At 71.9% G+C, this 16,677-nt stretch carries 16 protein-coding genes and 1 pseudogene; 6 read left to right on the top strand and 11 right to left on the bottom strand.

The window, feature by feature from the left end; genetic code table 11:
- Positions 1-91: 91 nt before the first annotated feature.
- Positions 92-793, bottom strand: a complete 702-nt coding sequence (locus ACFVXJ_RS25085; RefSeq protein ID WP_389664897.1) for a ScbR family autoregulator-binding transcription factor — start codon at positions 791-793, stop codon at positions 92-94.
- Between the two features lie 608 nt (positions 794-1,401).
- On the opposite strand from ACFVXJ_RS25085, the gene ACFVXJ_RS25080 reads away from it, so the two are divergent.
- Positions 1,402-2,493 carry a ScbA/BarX family gamma-butyrolactone biosynthesis protein gene (locus ACFVXJ_RS25080; protein ID WP_389664895.1) on the top strand — a complete coding sequence of 364 codons (1,092 nt, stop codon included), beginning with the start codon at positions 1,402-1,404 and terminating at the stop codon, positions 2,491-2,493.
- Here the strand turns inward: ACFVXJ_RS25080 and ACFVXJ_RS25075 are convergent.
- A complete protein-coding gene (locus tag ACFVXJ_RS25075) occupies positions 2,445-3,410 on the bottom strand; it encodes an NAD-dependent epimerase/dehydratase family protein (protein ID WP_389664893.1) in 966 nt (321 codons plus the stop codon). The two genes, ACFVXJ_RS25080 and ACFVXJ_RS25075, sit on opposite strands and share 49 nt — an antisense overlap.
- Before the next feature lie 175 nt (positions 3,411-3,585).
- Here ACFVXJ_RS25075 and ACFVXJ_RS25070 point away from each other — a divergent pair, with 175 nt between their 5' ends.
- The gene (locus ACFVXJ_RS25070) at positions 3,586-4,062 is read left to right on the top strand and encodes a GNAT family N-acetyltransferase (RefSeq protein ID WP_389664891.1); all 477 of its coding nucleotides are present in this window, start codon (positions 3,586-3,588) and stop codon (positions 4,060-4,062) included.
- Positions 4,063-4,091: 29 nt separating this feature from the next.
- Here the strand turns inward: ACFVXJ_RS25070 and ACFVXJ_RS25065 are convergent, their stop codons facing one another.
- Both ACFVXJ_RS25065 and ACFVXJ_RS25060 read right to left on the bottom strand, forming a co-directional pair.
- Complete coding sequence (locus ACFVXJ_RS25065; protein WP_389664890.1) at positions 4,092-4,304, bottom strand: DUF4287 domain-containing protein; 213 nt, start codon at positions 4,302-4,304, stop codon at positions 4,092-4,094.
- Positions 4,301-4,894, bottom strand: a complete 594-nt coding sequence (locus ACFVXJ_RS25060) for a dihydrofolate reductase family protein (protein ID WP_389664888.1) — start codon at positions 4,892-4,894, stop codon at positions 4,301-4,303. The genes ACFVXJ_RS25065 and ACFVXJ_RS25060 overlap by 4 nt, the downstream gene beginning before the upstream one ends.
- A gap of 289 nt (positions 4,895-5,183) precedes the next feature.
- Between ACFVXJ_RS25060 and ACFVXJ_RS25055 the strand changes: the two genes are divergently transcribed.
- Positions 5,184-5,732, top strand: a complete 549-nt coding sequence (locus ACFVXJ_RS25055) for a flavoprotein (RefSeq protein WP_389664887.1) — start codon at positions 5,184-5,186, stop codon at positions 5,730-5,732.
- A gap of 49 nt (positions 5,733-5,781) precedes the next feature.
- On the opposite strand, the gene ACFVXJ_RS25050 is transcribed toward ACFVXJ_RS25055, so the two are convergent.
- The 3 genes from ACFVXJ_RS25050 to ACFVXJ_RS25040 all read right to left on the bottom strand — a co-directional run bounded on the left by ACFVXJ_RS25050 (position 5,782) and on the right by ACFVXJ_RS25040 (position 8,284).
- The gene (locus tag ACFVXJ_RS25050; protein ID WP_389664885.1) at positions 5,782-6,474 is read right to left on the bottom strand and encodes a ScbR family autoregulator-binding transcription factor; all 693 of its coding nucleotides are present in this window, start codon (positions 6,472-6,474) and stop codon (positions 5,782-5,784) included.
- Positions 6,475-6,574: 100 nt separating this feature from the next.
- Positions 6,575-7,465 carry a BTAD domain-containing putative transcriptional regulator gene (locus tag ACFVXJ_RS25045; protein ID WP_389664883.1) on the bottom strand — a complete coding sequence of 297 codons (891 nt, stop codon included), beginning with the start codon at positions 7,463-7,465 and terminating at the stop codon, positions 6,575-6,577.
- A gap of 231 nt (positions 7,466-7,696) precedes the next feature.
- A complete protein-coding gene (locus ACFVXJ_RS25040; protein WP_389664881.1) occupies positions 7,697-8,284 on the bottom strand; it encodes a ScbR family autoregulator-binding transcription factor in 588 nt (195 codons plus the stop codon).
- A gap of 279 nt (positions 8,285-8,563) precedes the next feature.
- Between ACFVXJ_RS25040 and ACFVXJ_RS25035 the strand changes: the two genes are divergently transcribed.
- On the top strand, positions 8,564-9,334 hold the full coding sequence (locus ACFVXJ_RS25035) for a glucose 1-dehydrogenase (protein ID WP_389664879.1): 771 nt from the start codon (positions 8,564-8,566) through the stop codon (positions 9,332-9,334).
- A 23-nt stretch (positions 9,335-9,357) separates the two neighbouring features.
- Here ACFVXJ_RS25035 and ACFVXJ_RS25030 read toward each other — a convergent pair whose 3' ends face one another.
- The 3 genes from ACFVXJ_RS25030 to ACFVXJ_RS25020 form a co-directional block, all read right to left on the bottom strand.
- A complete protein-coding gene (locus ACFVXJ_RS25030) occupies positions 9,358-10,644 on the bottom strand; it encodes a cation:proton antiporter (RefSeq protein ID WP_389664878.1) in 1,287 nt (428 codons plus the stop codon).
- A 245-nt stretch (positions 10,645-10,889) separates the two neighbouring features.
- Positions 10,890-12,335, bottom strand: coding sequence for an argininosuccinate synthase (gene argG / locus ACFVXJ_RS25025; protein WP_389664876.1), 1,446 nt, complete (start codon positions 12,333-12,335; stop codon positions 10,890-10,892).
- 105 nt (positions 12,336-12,440) lie between these two features.
- Positions 12,441-13,214 carry a GNAT family N-acetyltransferase gene (locus ACFVXJ_RS25020; protein ID WP_389664874.1) on the bottom strand — a complete coding sequence of 258 codons (774 nt, stop codon included), beginning with the start codon at positions 13,212-13,214 and terminating at the stop codon, positions 12,441-12,443.
- Positions 13,215-13,413: 199 nt separating this feature from the next.
- Here ACFVXJ_RS25020 and tap point away from each other — a divergent pair, with 199 nt between their 5' ends.
- On the top strand, positions 13,414-15,582 hold the full coding sequence (gene tap, locus ACFVXJ_RS25015) for a telomere-associated protein Tap (RefSeq protein WP_389664872.1): 2,169 nt from the start codon (positions 13,414-13,416) through the stop codon (positions 15,580-15,582).
- Between the two features lie 6 nt (positions 15,583-15,588).
- Positions 15,589-16,149, top strand: a complete 561-nt coding sequence (gene tpg / locus ACFVXJ_RS25010; RefSeq protein WP_389664870.1) for a telomere-protecting terminal protein Tpg — start codon at positions 15,589-15,591, stop codon at positions 16,147-16,149.
- A gap of 12 nt (positions 16,150-16,161) precedes the next feature.
- Here the strand turns inward: tpg and ACFVXJ_RS25005 are convergent.
- A pseudogene (locus ACFVXJ_RS25005) lies at positions 16,162-16,677 on the bottom strand (ATP-binding protein); the annotation flags it as partial.

Below are 16,677 nucleotides of genomic sequence, written 5' to 3'. Positions count from 1 at the left end.
ACAAACCGTGTCAGCGGTTTGCCCCAGGGAACGTGTGGATCGTGATGGTCGGCCGGGCCGATCGAATCGGCCCGGAGTCCCCCTCGACCCCTCAGGAAGCCACCGGCTCCTTGACGGCGGCCCGTGCCTCCTCCGCCGCTGCCCCGACGGAGAGTTCCAACGCGCGGATCTCCTCCACGACGCGCTCCCCGCGGTCCGCCGCCATGTCCAGGCGGGCGAGCACCGCCGGCGTCGCGATGCTGGGGTAGATGTGCTGGTAGAGCGAGGCCACCCGTTGTTCCAGATCCGCCCGGCCGGTCAACGTCTGGGAGTAGAGCTGCACGCCGGCCCAACCCGCGGAGAGGATCCAGGCGGCCTCCGACGGTTCCACATGCGGGAGCAGCTCGCCCTGGGCCTTGGCCTGGACCAGTCGCTGTTCGGTGAAGTAGTTCCAGGCGGGCACCGATCCGCCGCCGAAGATGTCCCGCATCTCGGGCCCCAGGGACAGCCGCGCACCGGCACTCAGCATGGGATGGCGCCGCATCCGGTGGCCGAGCACCATGCCGACGTCGAAGAGCTCCTGGAGCTTGCTCTCGCGCGGGGGGACATCGCCTTCGGCCATCTGCTCGTCGAGGATGCCCTGCGCCAGTTCCTGCTTCGAGGAGAAGTGGAAGTACAGCGCGCCCTTGGTGACGCCCGCCCGGGCGAGGATATCCGCGATCGTCGCCGCCTCGTAGCCTCGCTCGTCGAAGACGGCGGCCGCCGCCTCCAAGATTGCGCGCCGCGTGCGGACCGCACGCTCTTGCCGTGCCACGATGCCTCCGATGGTGTGTGGGAAACCGACCAAGGGGCTCTCTTCGGAGATCCCCCTCTCCCCCACCACAAAAAGAACCAGAAGGTCCGTATTTTATCAAGTCCAGGAAGATAACAACCTGGAGTTTGAGGCGCTTTCACCGGCCCGCCTCCTCCCGTCGGCGCGCTGCACACGGGGACGAACCACCCTCTTCCAGCCAGGCTGACACCCCACCGCCGGAAAAAATACTAAACCGCTTGAGCGGTTTGTTGCAGCCTACATGGGTTGCCCCCACGCGTCGGGATCACGTCCCACCGAACCTACTCTCCGCAGGCGGCAAGGGGTACGGGCAGACGAGGCGGCGACTCGCCTCCAGGGACCTCGAAGGACCGGAATACCCCCTCCCACTTGGGACGGGACCACCGAGTGCCACTCAGTGCGATCAGTTCGTAACGTGCCTGGTGGGGGTCGGGATGGGGTACCCACACACCGCGGTGGACGCCCTCCGGAGGTCGTGGTCATGTCACAACTGCACCGCCGAACCACCTTGCAAACAAAACCGGAGAGTACGTATCTTGCGGCATCAGGAATGCACCCCCAACCGTCGTTACGACTCTGTGGAGAGGTCAATGACCCTGCTGACGTTCCAGACCAACGCCCAGGTGCAACCCCTGTCTGGAACAGGGGCGCCTTGGACGCGCTGCAACGACCTTCCAGAGCTCACGAGCACGGTACCGAGGGAATACGTCCACCGGACCTCCGTCGCGGAGGTGTTCCTGACCGGTTACCGACGCATCGGTGACGACCTCTTCATGCTCAACGGCCAGTGGCCCCGCGCCCACACCTTCTTCACCAGTGCCGACGGCACCAGCCACGACCCCGTTCAGGCCGGCGAGACGATCCGCCAGGCCGGGCTCCTGCTGTGCCACGCCGAGTACGGCGTACCGCTCGGACACAACGCCCTGTTGTGGAACCTCGGCTTCAAGGCCGACCCCGCGCAGCTCCGCATAGGCACCAGACCCACCGACCTCGAACTCGTCGCCTCCTGCCGCGACTTCGCCTGGAAGGGCAACCGGTTCTCCGGCTTCCTCGAAGTGAGCGTCCGCCGCGAAGGCCGGGTCGCGGCCACCGGCACCGGGTTCTTCAGCTTCGTCCCTCCGGCGGTCTACCGACGGCTACGCGGCGAATGCACCAGCAGCACCGCGGCACCGCTACCCCGGGCGACGCCCATCCCCGCGGTCGAGGCCGGCCGGGTCCTGCCCATCGACGTCGTGCTCGCCCCCACGGGGGAAGCGGGCCGCTGGCTGCTCAACCCCCACCTGAACCACCCGATCCTGTTCGAGCACGCCAACGATCACCACCCCGCGATGGTCCTGGTCGAGGCGGCCCGGCAGGCGGCGTACAGCTCCTTCGCGAGCGACCCGTTCACCGTCACGGGCATCGAGTCGTCCTTCCTCAACTACGCCGAACTCGACGCGCCCTGCTGGATCGAGGCGGAGCCGATCCCTTCCTCGGACCCCTCCGTGCGCACGGTGCGGGTGGTCGGCCGTCAGGGCGACACCAAGGTCTTCGAGGCGCTGGTCACCGGCGCGGTATCCGTCCCCGCCGCTCCCGATCTCGCTTCTTCCGACCTCGCCGCCACCGTCCCCGCCGCCACCGACCTCGCCACGGCTCAGGTCGCCGCGGCTCCCGTCCCCGCCCCGGCGCTCGCCGTCCTCTGATCCCGGTACCAGGAGGCGTACCGCTCCAACCCCTGGGCCGGCGGCGGCCCGGGCTCCGTCCCCACCAGCTTCCACAACCGGCTGCTGTCGTACCAGTGGTCGACCGTGAGCAGGGAGAGCCTGCGGCGTACGAGGGGATCGTCCGCGCCGCCCAGCAGCGCCAGGGCCTCGTCCAAGGTGACGTCCCCCTCCGGCAGCGGCACGTCCAGCGCCCGGGCCACGGCGGTGATCAGCTCACGGCAGGTCACCGGCTCCGGGTGCGAGGCGTGCAGCACCTGTCCGGCGGGGAGCCCGGGCAGCCGGGCCAGGTCCGCCACCGCCCCCGCCAGCGCGTCCGCCGAGATCATCGAGAGCCGTGCCCGGCCGCCGTCCACCCAGTGCGGGAGCCGGCCCATCAGGTCCGCGACCGCGGGGATCACCCAGGTGTCTCCGCGGCCGTAGATCAGGTGCGGCCGCAGGACGGTACCGCCGGCCGCGAGGACCAACCGATCGGCGGCCAGCCGGGTGACGCTGGTCGAGGAGGACGGCTCCTCGACCGGCACTCCTTCCGCCGCGCCCCGGTGCGGCTCGTCCCGGTACACGGCGGCGGTGCCGAGGTGCACGAAGCGCCGCACGCCGGCCCGCTCGGCCTCGGCCAACAGGGCGCGGGTGCCCTCGGTGTTGACCGCCCGGCACTCCTCGTGCGTGCCGCCGATCCGGGCCGCGAGGTGGACGACGGTGGTGACGCCGTCGCAGATCCCGCGCAGCGAGGCCGGGTCGGTGAGGTCGCCGGTCACGGTCTCCACGGCCCGTGCGTCGGCGCCGTCCCCGGGGGTCGGGCGGCGGTGGGTGAACAGCCGCAGCACGGGGGCGTCCGGGCCCGAGGTCCGCAGCAACCGCGTCACATGGGAGCCGACGAAGCCGGTGCCGCCCGTCACGAGGATCCGTTCGGGTATCAACGACAGCCTTTCGCCGGAGAGCCGGGGGCTCTGCTGGGGGATTCTCTTCGGGCCGTGCCGAGGCCCTGACCGGGGTCCCCGATCGTGGTCTCGTCCTGTCATACCTCATGTCCGGCCTGACGATCACCTGACGACAGGAAAGTAGGCTGAGAATATGACCAGCTCAACTCCGCGTCTGACGCCGGTGACCTCCGACAACTTCGACGCCGTGTGCGCGATCCGGCTCCACCCGCACCAGGAGCACTTCGTGTCTCCTGTCTTGAAATCGCTTGCGGAAGCCTATGTCAACGGGCCGCTCGCCTGGCCCCGGGCCATCGTCGACGGGGACGAAGTGGTGGGATTCGTCATGGCGTTCCTGGACTGTGCCTGGGACGGCGACCCGGCCGACCGGCGTTCGGGCCTGTGGCGCCTGAACATCTCCGCCGACCACCAGGGCAAGGGATACGGCCGCTTCGCCGTGGAGGCCGTCGCCCAGGAGGTCCGCCGTTCCGGCGGCTCACGCCTCTACGTCACCTGGCACCCGGGGGAGCGCGGCCCCGAGCCCTTCTATCTCAGGCTCGGCTTCCGCACCACGGGCGAACTCAGCGGCGGCCAGCGGGTGGGCGTCCTGGACCTGACGCCCTCCGCGTAGCGGGCCCGCCCGCCGTCCCGGAACGAGGACTATGGGGTGGCGGGCCCGGCCAGGTGGTGGGCGACGAGGGCATTGGCGTGGCCGTGCCCGAGTCCGTGCTCCGCCTTCAGCCAGGCGACCAGTTCCATGTGCCCGGTCAACGGGGAGGTCCGCAGGAACTCCTGCCATTCCGCGATCGGGCGGCCGTACTTCCGCTCGATGGAGGGGAAGTAACTCGCGGGTCCCTTCACCGGGGCGCTCATGCCGTCACCGGCCGGTAGGTGCAGACGTTCACGCCCGTGGAGCCGGTGACCACGGACACCAGCTCCAGCGTGCGCAGACCGCCGTCCTCCGGGTAGATCGACTTTCCGCCGCCGAGCAGCACCGGCATGACGACGAGCCGGAGTTCGTCGACCAGGCCCTCGCTCAGCAGGGTGCGGACGAGTGTCGGACTGCCCATGACGACGATGTCGCCCCCGTCGGTCGCACGTAGTTCCGCGATCCGGGCGACGGCCTTGTCCGCGGGGATGAGCCGGGTGTTCTCCCAGGCCGACTCGGATGCGTCGAGCGTGCCGGACACCACGTACTTGGGCAGGGAGTTCATCCGGTCCGCGAAGGGGTCGCCGGCCCGCTCGGGCCAGGCCGCGGCCATCGTCTGCCACGTCCGGCGCCCGAACAGCAGCGCTTCGGCGCCGGCCAGGGTGTCGGTGAAGGCACCGCCGACCACTTCCGGGTCGAAGAACGGGTGGGACCAACCGCCGTGGCCGAAGCCGCCGTCACGGTCCTCGTCCGGACCGCCCGGCGCTTGGACGACACCGTCGAGGCTGATGAACTCGCTGATCACGATGCGCATGGGAAAGGTCTTCCTCCGTTTGGTCGTAGAACCCGATCACCGTCTGGCCGGCCCCGCAGATGTGGACGCCGTCCACATCTGATGTCGGGCCGCTCCCGGCCACCACTCACAGGGATAGACCCGGCACCCACGCGAAACTCATCGGCCCACGGCCCGGCGGTTCGCCGGGCAGTTCGGCCGGGCACGCGGCGAGGTTGCGGCACGGTTATGGCCGGGTTGTGGCCGGGTTGTGGCGGCTCGCGGCACCCTCACGCATGGCCGAGGGCGGGGAATATGATCACATGGCGGTATGACGAGGACTCTGTACCTGCTCTGCTCCGCCGCGCCACCCGTCTTCGACGTGGCCCATGTCATCGAAGACGCCCAGTCGCGCGGCTGGAACGTCTGCCTCGGCCTCACCCCGACCGCCGCGCACTGGGTGTCCGCGAGCCTCGACGGACTGGCCGCGCTCACCGGGAACGCCGTGCTGTGGCAGTACCCGCTGCCCGGCGAACCCGATGCCTGGCCACCCGCCGACGCGGTGCTGTTCGCCCCCGCCACCTTCAACTCGCTCAACGCCTGGGCCCTCGGGCTCACCGACCGGTTCGTCGCCGGGGTCGCCGCCGAGGCCATCGGCAGGGGCACCCCGACCGTGGCCGTGCCCAGCCTCAACGCCGCGCTGGCGGCGCATCCGCGCTTCGAGCTGTCGTTGACCGTGCTGCGCGGTGCGGGCGTCGAGCTGCTGTACGGCGAGAACGGCTCCGTCCCGGCCGCGCCGGGCGAGGCCGCCCCGGTCGCCTTCCCCTGGACGGCGGCCCTCGACGCCGTGGACCGGGCGACGGCCGGCCCGACCCCGTGACCGGCTGCCCGGGCCGCCGCGTACTGCGCGCACTCCGCGCAGTCCGCCGCTACGCGACGCCGGCCGTCCGGTACTGCCCCACCCGGGCCTCACCCACCAGGCTCGGCAGCAACAACCCCCACAGCGCCGCGACCTTCCGGCGCAACTCCCCGTACGACAGCCCGGTCCCGGACAGCACCTCGATCCCGGACAGGGCGGCGGCGACCAACGCCTCCGCCTCCTCCCAGCGTTCCCGGCCGGGCTGCCCGTCCGCGTCGAGCCCGTCCGCGTCGAGCCCGTCCGCGTCGAGCCCGTCCGGGACCAGTCCGGCCGCCGCCAGCTCCCCCGCGTCGCGCGCCATCCGCAGCAGCTCGCACACCGACGCCAGCCACGCCCCGTGGAAGTCCATCACCGCCGGTTCCTGCCCCGCACACTCCTTGGTGATCCGGAAGCTCGCGGGGATCGCCGCGTCCTCGTGCAGCGTCCGCGCCAGCCAGTGCGTCGTGTCGATCAGCACCTGCAACGGCGAGGCCCCGCCCTCCCGGAGCCCGCGCACCGCCTCGTGCAACAGCCGGCACCCCTTGCGCTGCACGGCGTCGGCCAGGTCGTCCTTCGACGCGAAGTGGAAGTACAGCGCCCCCTTGGTGACGCCCGCCGCCCGCGCGATGTCGCCCAGCGTCGCGTTGGCGTAGCCGTGGCGGTGGAACAACTCGGCCCCGGCGAAGACCAACCGCCTACGTGTCCGCTCCGACCTCTCCTGCACCGCTCGTCTCCTCTCGCCCGCGCAGCCACGCACGTACCGCACCCCACCCGTACATCGAGCCCGCACCCCGGGCCCCCGGGCCCGTCATCGGGCCCGGCCATCAGGCCCGTACGAGCCGCTCCCGCACCTCCGCCGTACCTGCCCCGAGACCCACACCGACCCCGACCCCGACCCCGGCGGTCGCGGTCGCCGGCGCGCCGACCACCCGCCCCGCGGCCACCCCGTCCGGCCCCGCCATCAGGATCGACCGCTGCAACCGCCGCAACGCGGCCGACGGCTCCAGCCCCAAGTCCCGTACCAGGGTGGTCCGCAGCCGCTGGTACACGTCCAGCGCCTCCCCCCGCCGCCCCGCCCTATGCAGCGCGAGCATGAACTGTCCGTGCAGGTTCTCGTGCGTGCGGTACCGGCTCACCAGCACCGTCAGCTCCGCCACCAGTTCCCGGTGCCGCCCCAGCCGCAGGTCCGCCTCGATCCGCTGGTCCAGGGCGCACAGTCTGGTCTCCTCCAGCCGCCGCGTCTCCATGTCCAGCTGCACACCGCCGTGCACGTCGGCGAACGCCGGTCCCGACCACAGCGCCAGCGCCTCCCGCAGCAGCCGCGCCGCCCCCGGGTGGTCGCCCGCGTCCATCGCCCGGTAGCCCAGCGACGAGAGCCGGTCGAACTCCCGCACGTCGCTCGTCCCGCCCCCGCTGTTCAGCAAGTACCCGCCCGGCAGGGTGACCAGCACGTCCTTCGCCGTCCGAGAGCCGTCACCGCCCTCCAGGGCCGCCGCTATCAGCGAGCGCAACTGGAGCACGTACGTCTGCAACGTCGTCCGGGCGCTGCGCGGCGGCAGACCGCCCCACAGCTCCTCGATCAGTGCCGACACGGGTACCACCTGGTCGGCATGGAGGGCCAGAAGGGCCAGGACCTGCCGGGGCTTGGGGGCGGTCGGCGTGATGGAGATCCCGTTCTCCCGCACGGCCAGTGCGCCCAGTACATCGATGTCCACGTCGTACTCCCCTGTCCTTGGATGAGGTCGCGGGAGTCAGTAAAAAACGGGACAGACGGTTTGTCAACCAGGGAAGCGCATCGGTCTTTTACTCCGCCCCCCTCCCTCCAGTCCACCGCCGCCCCCTTCATCACCCCCTCCACCTGCACATTTCCCCTCACATGGGCGCCAACCCATCCTCCCCAGCCCTCCCAACTCCCCTCAGATAGCAAACCGTTTGGTCTCTTCCCTTTACTCCGGTGCCTGCCCGCCCAGCATCAGCGCCCAGATCCGGGCCACCGTCTCCGGCGCGGCCCACCCCGGTTCGGCGGCGCCCATCACCTCCAGCCCGACCGTCGAGGCCACCACCGCCCGCGCCGCGTCCCGGCGGGACACGCCTTCGGCGAGGATCCCGGCCCGTTCGGCGGCCTCCAGTAACTCGTCCACCCACAACCGCCACTCGCCCCACACGTCGACCCGGCCGCCGCGCGCGACATCGGCGGACAGCCCGAAGCCGGCCCGCACCACGACGTCCTCGGCCAGCAACACCATCAGCGCGGACGTGGAGTCCGACAGCACCCGCAACGGGTCCGCCGCCGCCTCCCCGGCCGCCCTGGCCGAGTCGATGATCCGCCGCACCGCCTCGACGGACCGGTCTTCGACGGCCCGCGCCAGCGCGGCCTTTCCGGCGAAGTGGAAGTGGAATCCCCCGGTGGTCACTCCCGCCCGATGGCTGATCGTCGCGACGGACGCCGCGGCGTAACCCTCCTCGGCGAACACCTCCGCGGCCGCGCGCACGAGTGACTCCCGCGTGCGCGCGGCACGTTCCTGCTTATCCATGGGGGCTCCACAAACCGCATGCGCCGCATGCGCGGTACACCTGAGGGGGTGTGACGGGATCGGGCGGCCACAGTCGGTGGCCACAGCGGAGTCCGGGCGGACTCCCACTGGAGCCGCGGCTTCCCGTTCCGGTCGGCCGCTTTCCGTACCTCCGCCGCGCCCTCGACACGCTCCGTTGGCCCACCCGCTCTCCACATCCTTCTCCCTTCCTCGCGCTCACGGTGGCAGCCCGGTGACAGCCCGATGCAAGCCGCCTACCCGCTGCTAATGTCAGCTTTCATGACTGGTGACACCGGTGTTCTCGCAGGCAAGTCGGCTCTGATCACGGGTGCCAGCGCAGGTATCGGGGCGGCAGCGGCCCGGGTGTTCTGCAGGGAAGGCGCCGCGGTCACGTTGGTGGCCCGCCGGGAGCCGCAACTGGCCGCGCTCACCGAGGAGTTGCGCGCCGCCGGACACCAGGCCCAGTACGTGGTCGCCGATGTCGCCGATGCCGCGGCCGTCGCCCGCGCCGTCGCCGCGGCCGTGGACACGTACGGCACGTTGGACGCGGCTTTCAACAACGCCGGTATCGGCATCGAGCCGAAGCCCATGCACCTCCTCGACGAGGACTCCTACGACACCGCCATGGACACCAACGTCCGCGGCGTGTGGAACTGCATGCGCCACCAGATCCGGGCGATGCTGCTGACCGGCGGCGGCTCGATCGTGAACAACAGCAGCACCGCCGGCCTGGTGGCCACCCCGGTGGGGGCCACGTACATCGCCTCGAAGCACGCCGTCATCGGCCTGACCAAGGCCGCGGCGACCGAGTACGCGCCCCACGGCATCCGCGTCAACGCGGTCGCCCCGGGCTCCACCCGCAGCGAGATGATCGACAACTGGCTCAAGCGCAACCCGGAGGTGGAGGACATGCTCCTCCAGGCGGCCCCGCTCCCCCGGATCGCCGATCCGTCCGAGATCGCCGAAGCGGCCGTGTGGCTGTGCAGCGACCGCGCCTCGTTCGTCGTCGGCACCACCCTCTCCGTGGACGGCGGCTGGACCACCCGCTGACCCTCCCGGGACACCCACGGCCGTCAACGGTCCGCCGGAGGACCGTTGACGGCGTCGGCGTCGGCGTCGGCTTTCACGGTGTCCGCGGTGTCGGCGGTGTCCCGCACGACCATCCGCCGGACCACCGGCCCCGTCAGCGCGGTGGTCACCACGGTCATCAGCACCAGCACCGTGAACACCTCCGGCCCGATCACCCCGAGCCCCAACCCCACGTTCAGCACCACCAGCTCCGTCACCCCCCGGCAGTTCAGCAGCGCGCCCAGCATCACCGCCTCCCGCACCGGCTGCCCCACCGCCCACGCGGCCCCCGCACCCGCGCCCCACTTCGCGGCAATCGCCACCACCAGCACCGCCGCCGCCCACAGCCACGCCCGCACGCCGCCCAACAGCCCGATGTCCGTGCGCAGGCCGCTCCCGACGAAGAACAGCGGCAGCAGGACCGGCACCACGACCTCCCCCATCCGGTGGGCCGCCCGCTCCACCGGCGCCCGGCCCCGTGGCACCACCGCGCCGAAGACGAACGCCCCGAACAGTGCGTGCACTCCGATGGCGTCCGTCGCGTACGCCGCGAGGCAGAGCCCGATGAACAGGGCGACCACCCCGCCGGCGTCGCCCCACCGCCCGGCGCACCGGGCCAGTAGCGGCCGTACCCCCCACCACATCGCGGCGAGGAACCCGGCGGCGAGCGTTGCGGTCACCACCGCCCCGCCGACTCCGTGGCCGCCCCCGCCCGCCACCGCCACGACCACCGCCAGCAGGCACCACGCGACCACGTCCGCGACCGCCGCGCACGCCATCGCCACCGCCCCGACCGGTGTCCCGTAGAGCCCCTGCTCCGTCAGGATCCGTGCCAGTACCGGGAACGCGGTCACGCTCATCGCCACCGCGACGAAGAGGACGAACGCGCCCCGCCCCACCCCGTCCGGCGCGAAGGACCCGTACATCCCCGTCGCCAGCAACCCGCCGAGCACCAGCGGTACGACGACGCCCGCCTGGCTCACCACCACCACGTCCCGGCCCCGCCCGCGCAACAGCCCGAGGTCCAGCTCGAAGCCGACGAGGAACATGAAGACGACGAGTCCGAGGTTGCCCAGCACGCCCAGGTACGGGAGCACCTCCGCCGGAAGCAACCGGTGCTGCCCCGCCGGCCATAGCCAGCCGAGCAGTGAGGGCCCGAGCAGGATTCCCACGGCGATCTCGCCGAGCACCGCCGGCTGCCCGCACCTGCGCATCACCACCGCGCCGGCCCGGCACAGGAGCAGGACCACGGGCACCGCGATCAGCACCCCCGGCAGCGGATCACCCGCCACAGGCCCTCCCCTCGACGGCGTCCCCGGCCCCTTGCCCCCGACCTACCGCCCGGGAAACGGACCCGCGCCGCGAGGAGCGGACTTCCGAAGGTCGCCGCCGCCGGCGACGACGCGAAAAGGCCGGCCCCGCGCCATGGGCGCCGGGCCGACCTCTCGCGTCGTCCTCATCCTGCTCGTCCTGCTGATCGCGCTCGACGGACCCCGTCGGACCCGTGCGACCCATCGAACCCGTCGGACCCGATCCGTCAGTCCGTGCCGAACTCCATCGCCGCGCGGTCCAGCATCTCTTCCTCGCCGGAGACCTCGCCCCGGGAGGCGATGGCCTCGGCGCCGCCTTCCGGCATGCTGCCGATCAGCCCGGTCGCCGCCGCCTGCGCCGCGCCGATCGCGGGGTTGGCGGTGCCGATCAGGCCGAGGGCCGCGTACTGCTCCAGCTTGGCGCGGGAGTCGGCGATGTCCAGGTTGCGCATCGTGAGCTGGCCGATCCGGTCCACCGGGCCGAAGGCCGAGTCCTCGGTGCGCTCCATCGACAGCTTGTCCGGGTGGTAGCTGAACGAGGGGCCCCGGGTGTCGAGGATCGAGTAGTCCTCACCGCGCCGCAGCCGCAGCGTCACCTCGCCGGTGACGGCCGCGCCGACCCAGCGCTGCAGCGACTCCCGCACCATCAGCGCCTGCGGGTCCAGCCAACGGCCCTCGTACATCAGCCGGCCCAGGCGCCGTCCCTCGTTGTGGTACTGGGCGACGGTGTCCTCGTTGTGGATCGCGTTCACCAGGCGCTCGTACGCCGCGTGCAGCAGCGCCATGCCGGGCGCCTCGTAGATGCCGCGGCTCTTGGCCTCGATGATCCGGTTCTCGATCTGGTCCGACATGCCCATGCCGTGGCGACCGCCGATGGCGTTCGCCTCCATCACCAGGTCGACGGGCGAGGCGAACTTCGCGCCGTTGATCGTCACGGGACGGCCCTGGTCGAAGCCGATCGTCACGTCCTCCGGGGCGATGTCCACCGAGGGGTCCCAGAACCGCACGCCCATGATCGGCTCGACGGTCTCCACACCGGTGTCCAGGTGCTCCAGCGTCTTGGCCTCGTGGGTGGCGCCCCAGATGTTCGCGTCGGTGGAGTACGCCTTCTCCGTGCTGTCCCGGTAGGGCAGGTCGTGGGCGAGCAGCCACTCCGACATTTCCTTGCGACCGCCCAGCTCGGTCACGAAGTCGGCGTCCAGCCAGGGCTTGTAGATCCGCAGGTGCGGGTTGGCGAGCAGCCCGTACCGGTAGAACCGCTCGATGTCGTTGCCCTTGAAGGTGGAGCCGTCGCCCCAGATCTGTACGTCGTCCTCCAGCATCGCCCGGACCAGGAGCGTGCCCGTCACGGCGCGACCGAGCGGCGTGGTGTTGAAGTAGGCCCGGCCGCCCGAGCGGATGTGGAACGCGCCGCACGTGAGCGCGGCCAGACCCTCCTCGACCAGCGCGGCACGGCAGTCGACCAGGCGCGCGATCTCGGCCCCGTAGGTCTTCGCCCGCCCGGGCACGGAGCCGATGTCGGGCTCGTCGTACTGGCCGATGTCGGCGGTGTAGGTGCAGGGGATCGCGCCCTTGTCGCGCATCCACGCGACCGCGACCGACGTGTCGAGCCCGCCTGAGAAGGCGATGCCGACGCGCTCGCCGGCGGGAAGGGAGGTGAGGACCTTAGACATAGGAAGAGTATGCACACCCTCGCATGATCATGCAAAACCCGGCACCCCCCGATTTTCGGCGAGGAAGCTCAAGGGGGTGAGGTGGCGCGCGGGGCCGGCTCGCGATCAGCCGCGTTCGAAGCAGTGCGAGCGGCCGATGACGGTGAAGCCACGTCGCTCGTACCACTGATGGGGCCAGTCCGCCGCGTCCGCGAGCAGGAACCGGGTGCCGCAGGCGCTGTCGGCGGCTTGGCGCAGGGCGGTGGCGAGGACGGCATCGGCGTAACCGCGCCGGAGGTGGGCTTCCGAGGTGATCAGGTTCTCGATCTGCGCCGTGCCGGTCGCCGGGTCCGCGTAGAGGTCGGCCCACGAGGCGACCTCGCCCTCCTGTGTGCGGGCGCCGATGAAGCGAACGATCTCGGCGCCGCGGCGGCGCGCCTCGCGCCGCTCCACGAGCTGGCGCACCACCTCGTCGTCGGCCTCCGGAAGGAAACCCCGCCATCGCCGGGCGAGCGGGACGCGCAGGGCATCGAGGTCCACCTCCTGCGCGGGTCCGGCGGCCGGCACCGGGCCGGTGTGCAGCATGACGAGATAGGTGGAGTGGGTGTATCCGGCCCGGCTCAGGGGTTCCGCGCACGCCGTCGCGACCGTGTCGTCGAGGACGGAGATCAGCCGGTGGGGCAGATGCCCCAGTGCCTCGTCCGCTATGGCGGTCAGCGACTCGGCGTGGACCGCGCCGTCGACGGCCGCGTCGATGACGACCTGGTTGTCCGCGCGGGAGTGCGCGAAGGCGTCGTCGTACGCGGCGAACCCGCCCGGGACGTCGACGGTACGCGCCGCCGCGCGGCGGGCGAAGGCCGCCATGAAGGAGTTGGCCCGCCGGAGTTCCGAGTTCGACATGGGCCGAGGGTAGGCGGCCGAGGACGACGGGCACCTCCGGTTTTCCCCGGCTGCGGTGAAAGGGCCCGCCCGTCCCCGATCCTTTCGACACCGCCCATGACCTCCGTGCGTTTCAAGTGCGTTCAAACGTGCGCTTCGCATAGCCTTACCGCGGAGACGTCCACCCGAACGCGCCACACGAGAGACCCGACGAGAGCCCATGAGCCACGACCCTGAACAGACCACGCTCTTCGCAGCGGTCGACGCCTTGCTGGAAGCGGCAGCCGCACAGGACGGCCTGCCCCACCCCGACGAGCGCAAGCGCCTGCGCGAAGCCGCCGGCCTGAGTCAGGACCAGATCGCCAAGGCGCTCTCCGTACGCCGCGAAACGGTCACCTCCTGGGAAACCGGCCGTACCGCCCCCCGCCCGCCGAAGCGCGCGGCCTACGCCCGTCTCCTCGAAGGGCTCTCGGCCCTCCACCCGGCCCCCGGCACCCCGGCCACCCCCCAACCCGTGCCGCCCGCTCCCCCCTCCCCCACCGAGGCCGCCGAAGCCCCTGAACCCGCCTCCACCCCGACGCCCCGGCCCACGCCGGCGCCGGCGCCCCCGACACAGCCCCACCCCGCCGCCCCCACTACCCCCATCCCCCCCACCCGTCACTCCCCCACCCCACGCACCGCCGCCATCCCCCGCGCCACCTCCCGCGCCACCTCCCCCACCACCCCCCTCGCCGTCCTCACCGGCACCTCCCACGCCCACACCACCGGCGGCCTCCTCCTCGACCTCCCCCCCAAGGCCGCCACCCACCTCCCCACCCTCATCACCTGGGCCCTCAGCCCCGAAGCCGACCTCCGCTCCCCCCGCCTCCACCGCAACGGCAAGGACGGCGACCCCCTCCTCGTCCTCACCGCGGCCGCCACCGAAGCCCTCGGCCTCCCCCTCACCCTCGAAGACCGCCGCGCCCTCCGCCTCCCCGACAACCACCCCGCCCTCAAGCTCCTCGCGCAGCACAAGTGGCAGCTCACCCGCCGCGGCTTCGGCCCCTGGGCCCGCGTCTACCGCCCCGCGAGCCCCACCACCGGCCGCCAGTGCGTCCAGCTCGCGATCCTGCCCTGGGGCGCCCTCGACCCCCGCGCCTGGGGCGAGGACACCGCCGACCTCCCCGCGCCCGAGCTCGCCGAACTGCTCACCACGTACGCCACCCGCGTGCTGACCCCGCGCGGCTCCACGGCGGTCACCGGCCTCGAACTCATGACGGCCCTGCGCCCGCCCACCCGTGCCGCCCGCAACCCCGTCACGAACGTCTGGGAGTCCGCCCCCGTGGCCGGCTCCCTCACCCGCCCGGTCGACCCGGCGCCCCCGGAGGCCCCCGACGAACACCCCGTCGTCGCCGCCCTCTACCCCCGCGCCCACCAGCGCACCCCGGACCAGGTCCTGGACGAAGAGGCGTACGACTGGATCCGCGACCCGCAACTCCTCACCGACGCCGAGTGCGCCCGTACCCACGCCGTCGGCATCGACGTGAACATGGCCTTCGCCGCGGCCGCCAACCGGCTCGTCGTCGGCCTGGGTCCCGCGACGCACACCACCGCGCCCCGCTTCGACCCCAAGACCCCCGGCTGCTGGCTGGCGGACCTCTCCGCCCTCCCCCACGACCCCCGGCTCCCCAGCCCCTTCACCCCCCACGGCCGGCCCCCCACCGGCCCGGCCTGGTACGCGACCCCGACCCTCGCCTACGCCGAGGAACTGGGCCACGCCGTGCACCCCACCGAAGCGTGGATCCGCCCCGAGAGCGGCGCCTACCTCGACGCCTGGTACACCCGCCTCCGCGACGCCTACATGGCCACCATGGCCGACCTCGGCATCACCCCCGCCCTCACGGAAGCCGAGTTCCTGGAGGCCATGACGGCGTACAAGCAGCGCGATCCGATCGCCGCCTCGGTCCTCTCGGCGATCAAATCCACCGTCAAGGGCGGCATCGGCAAACTCCGCGAACGCCCCCAGGGCGCCGGCTACCGCCCCGGCGAACCGTGGGCCGCCCTCGAACGCCCCACCTGGCGCCCCGACATCCGCGCCGCCGTCATCTCCACGGCCCGCGTCAACATGCACCGTAAGATGCGCAAGCTCGCCACCGCAGCCGGGGAGTACCCCATCGCGGTCCTCTCGGACTGCGCCGTCTACCTCTCCCCCGGCCCGGGCCCGCTCGACTTCCTGCCCCGCACCCCCGAGGGCAAGCCCCTCCCCGGCGGCTTCCGGATCGGGGTCAGCCCGGGCATGGTCAAGCACGAGGGGACCCAATCCCTCCTGTGGGCGGTCGAGATGCTCGACTCGCAGCTCAACCCCGCACGCCACATCAAGGGCCACGACGCAGCGGCCGACGGAGAGTAAGAACCCATGCCCCCCTCCGACATCGACGACAGCCTGCTCCGCGCCGACGAGCAGAACTTCACCCGCCCGATCCCCAGGTCCGCGGGCGCCCAGATGCGTTTCCTCGTGAAGCAGCTCAAGTCCACCCGGGAAACCGCCCGTCTGCTGGGCATCTCCCAGCGCACGGTCGAGCGTTACGTCAAGAACCAGATCCGGAGCCCCAAACCGGCCCTGGCCGGCCGGCTGGCCGACGAGCTACGCCGCCGCTGGCAGCCCGTGGTCCGCAGGCGCGCCCGCGACCGGGCCGCCCGCACCACCGGCCTCGTCATCGAGACCCGCGCCCGCTTCGGCTTCACCGCGGCCCCCGGCACCACCGACGACGGCCGCATCCGACGCATCACCCAGCACCTGCCGCCGGAGTACGCGAGCCGCCTCTTCACCGCCCAGGAGGCCGGCGCCACCGAAGCCGAACTCCGCTCCATCGCGGCCGAGGGCCTCCAGGAGATCTACTTCAAGGACAACGGCGCCCGGGCCTCCGGCCTCCTGGTCGAGTTCACCGACATCGACTACGTCGACTTCGCCTTCTGACCTCCCCGGGCCCCTGACGGCCTCCACGATCCGCGCGGCGGCCTGGGCGGGCGTGAGGTGCGTGGTGTCGACGACCTCGCCCTCGGCGTGCAGCCACGTGCGTGCCGCCTCGGCGTAGGGCTCAAGGTGTTGGAGACGGAACGCGGAGGGACCGAGACAGGTGTCCCCCTCGATGCGTCCGCGGAGGGTGTCCTGGTCGGCGTGGAGCACGAAGTGTCGGACGGGAACGGCATGTTCGGCGAGACCCGTGCTGATCTCGCGCCAGTACCGCTCGACCATGACGGTCATGGGCATCACCAGAGTGCCGCCGGTGTAGTCGAGTACGCGCCGGGCGGTCTCGACCACGAGCGGCCGCCACGGCGGCCAGTGCTGGAAGTTGCCCGTCCAGGGCAGCCCGGGCGTGATGTCCATGAGGGTCTCGCCGACCTTCTCGGCGTCGAACACCCGTGAGTCGGGGATCAGCTGCCGCACGAGCGCGGCGGTCGTCGTCTTGCCCGCGCCATGGGCGCCGTTGAGCCATACGATCAT

The organism is Streptomyces sp. NPDC058279 (genome assembly GCF_042881255.1).
GTDB lineage: Bacteria > Actinomycetota > Actinomycetes > Streptomycetales > Streptomycetaceae > Streptomyces.
Note: the sequence above shows the minus strand (reverse complement) of the source record. Positions and strands in the feature narration are given on the sequence as shown.

Coding starts and splice junctions, on each gene's coding strand:
- ACFVXJ_RS25080 (WP_389664895.1), top strand. CDS start 1,402: ATGACCCTGCTGACGTTCCAGACCAACGCCCAGGTGCAACCCCTGTCT.
- ACFVXJ_RS25070 (WP_389664891.1), top strand. CDS start 3,586: ATGACCAGCTCAACTCCGCGTCTGACGCCGGTGACCTCCGACAACTTC.
- ACFVXJ_RS25065 (WP_389664890.1), bottom strand. CDS start 4,304: ATGAGCGCCCCGGTGAAGGGACCCGCGAGTTACTTCCCCTCCATCGAG.
- ACFVXJ_RS25060 (WP_389664888.1), bottom strand. CDS start 4,894: ATGCGCATCGTGATCAGCGAGTTCATCAGCCTCGACGGTGTCGTCCAA.
- ACFVXJ_RS25055 (WP_389664887.1), top strand. CDS start 5,184: ATGACGAGGACTCTGTACCTGCTCTGCTCCGCCGCGCCACCCGTCTTC.
- ACFVXJ_RS25040 (WP_389664881.1), bottom strand. CDS start 8,284: ATGGATAAGCAGGAACGTGCCGCGCGCACGCGGGAGTCACTCGTGCGC.
- ACFVXJ_RS25035 (WP_389664879.1), top strand. CDS start 8,564: ATGACTGGTGACACCGGTGTTCTCGCAGGCAAGTCGGCTCTGATCACG.
- argG (WP_389664876.1), bottom strand. CDS start 12,335: ATGTCTAAGGTCCTCACCTCCCTTCCCGCCGGCGAGCGCGTCGGCATC.
- ACFVXJ_RS25020 (WP_389664874.1), bottom strand. CDS start 13,214: ATGTCGAACTCGGAACTCCGGCGGGCCAACTCCTTCATGGCGGCCTTC.
- tap (WP_389664872.1), top strand. CDS start 13,414: ATGAGCCACGACCCTGAACAGACCACGCTCTTCGCAGCGGTCGACGCC.
- tpg (WP_389664870.1), top strand. CDS start 15,589: ATGCCCCCCTCCGACATCGACGACAGCCTGCTCCGCGCCGACGAGCAG.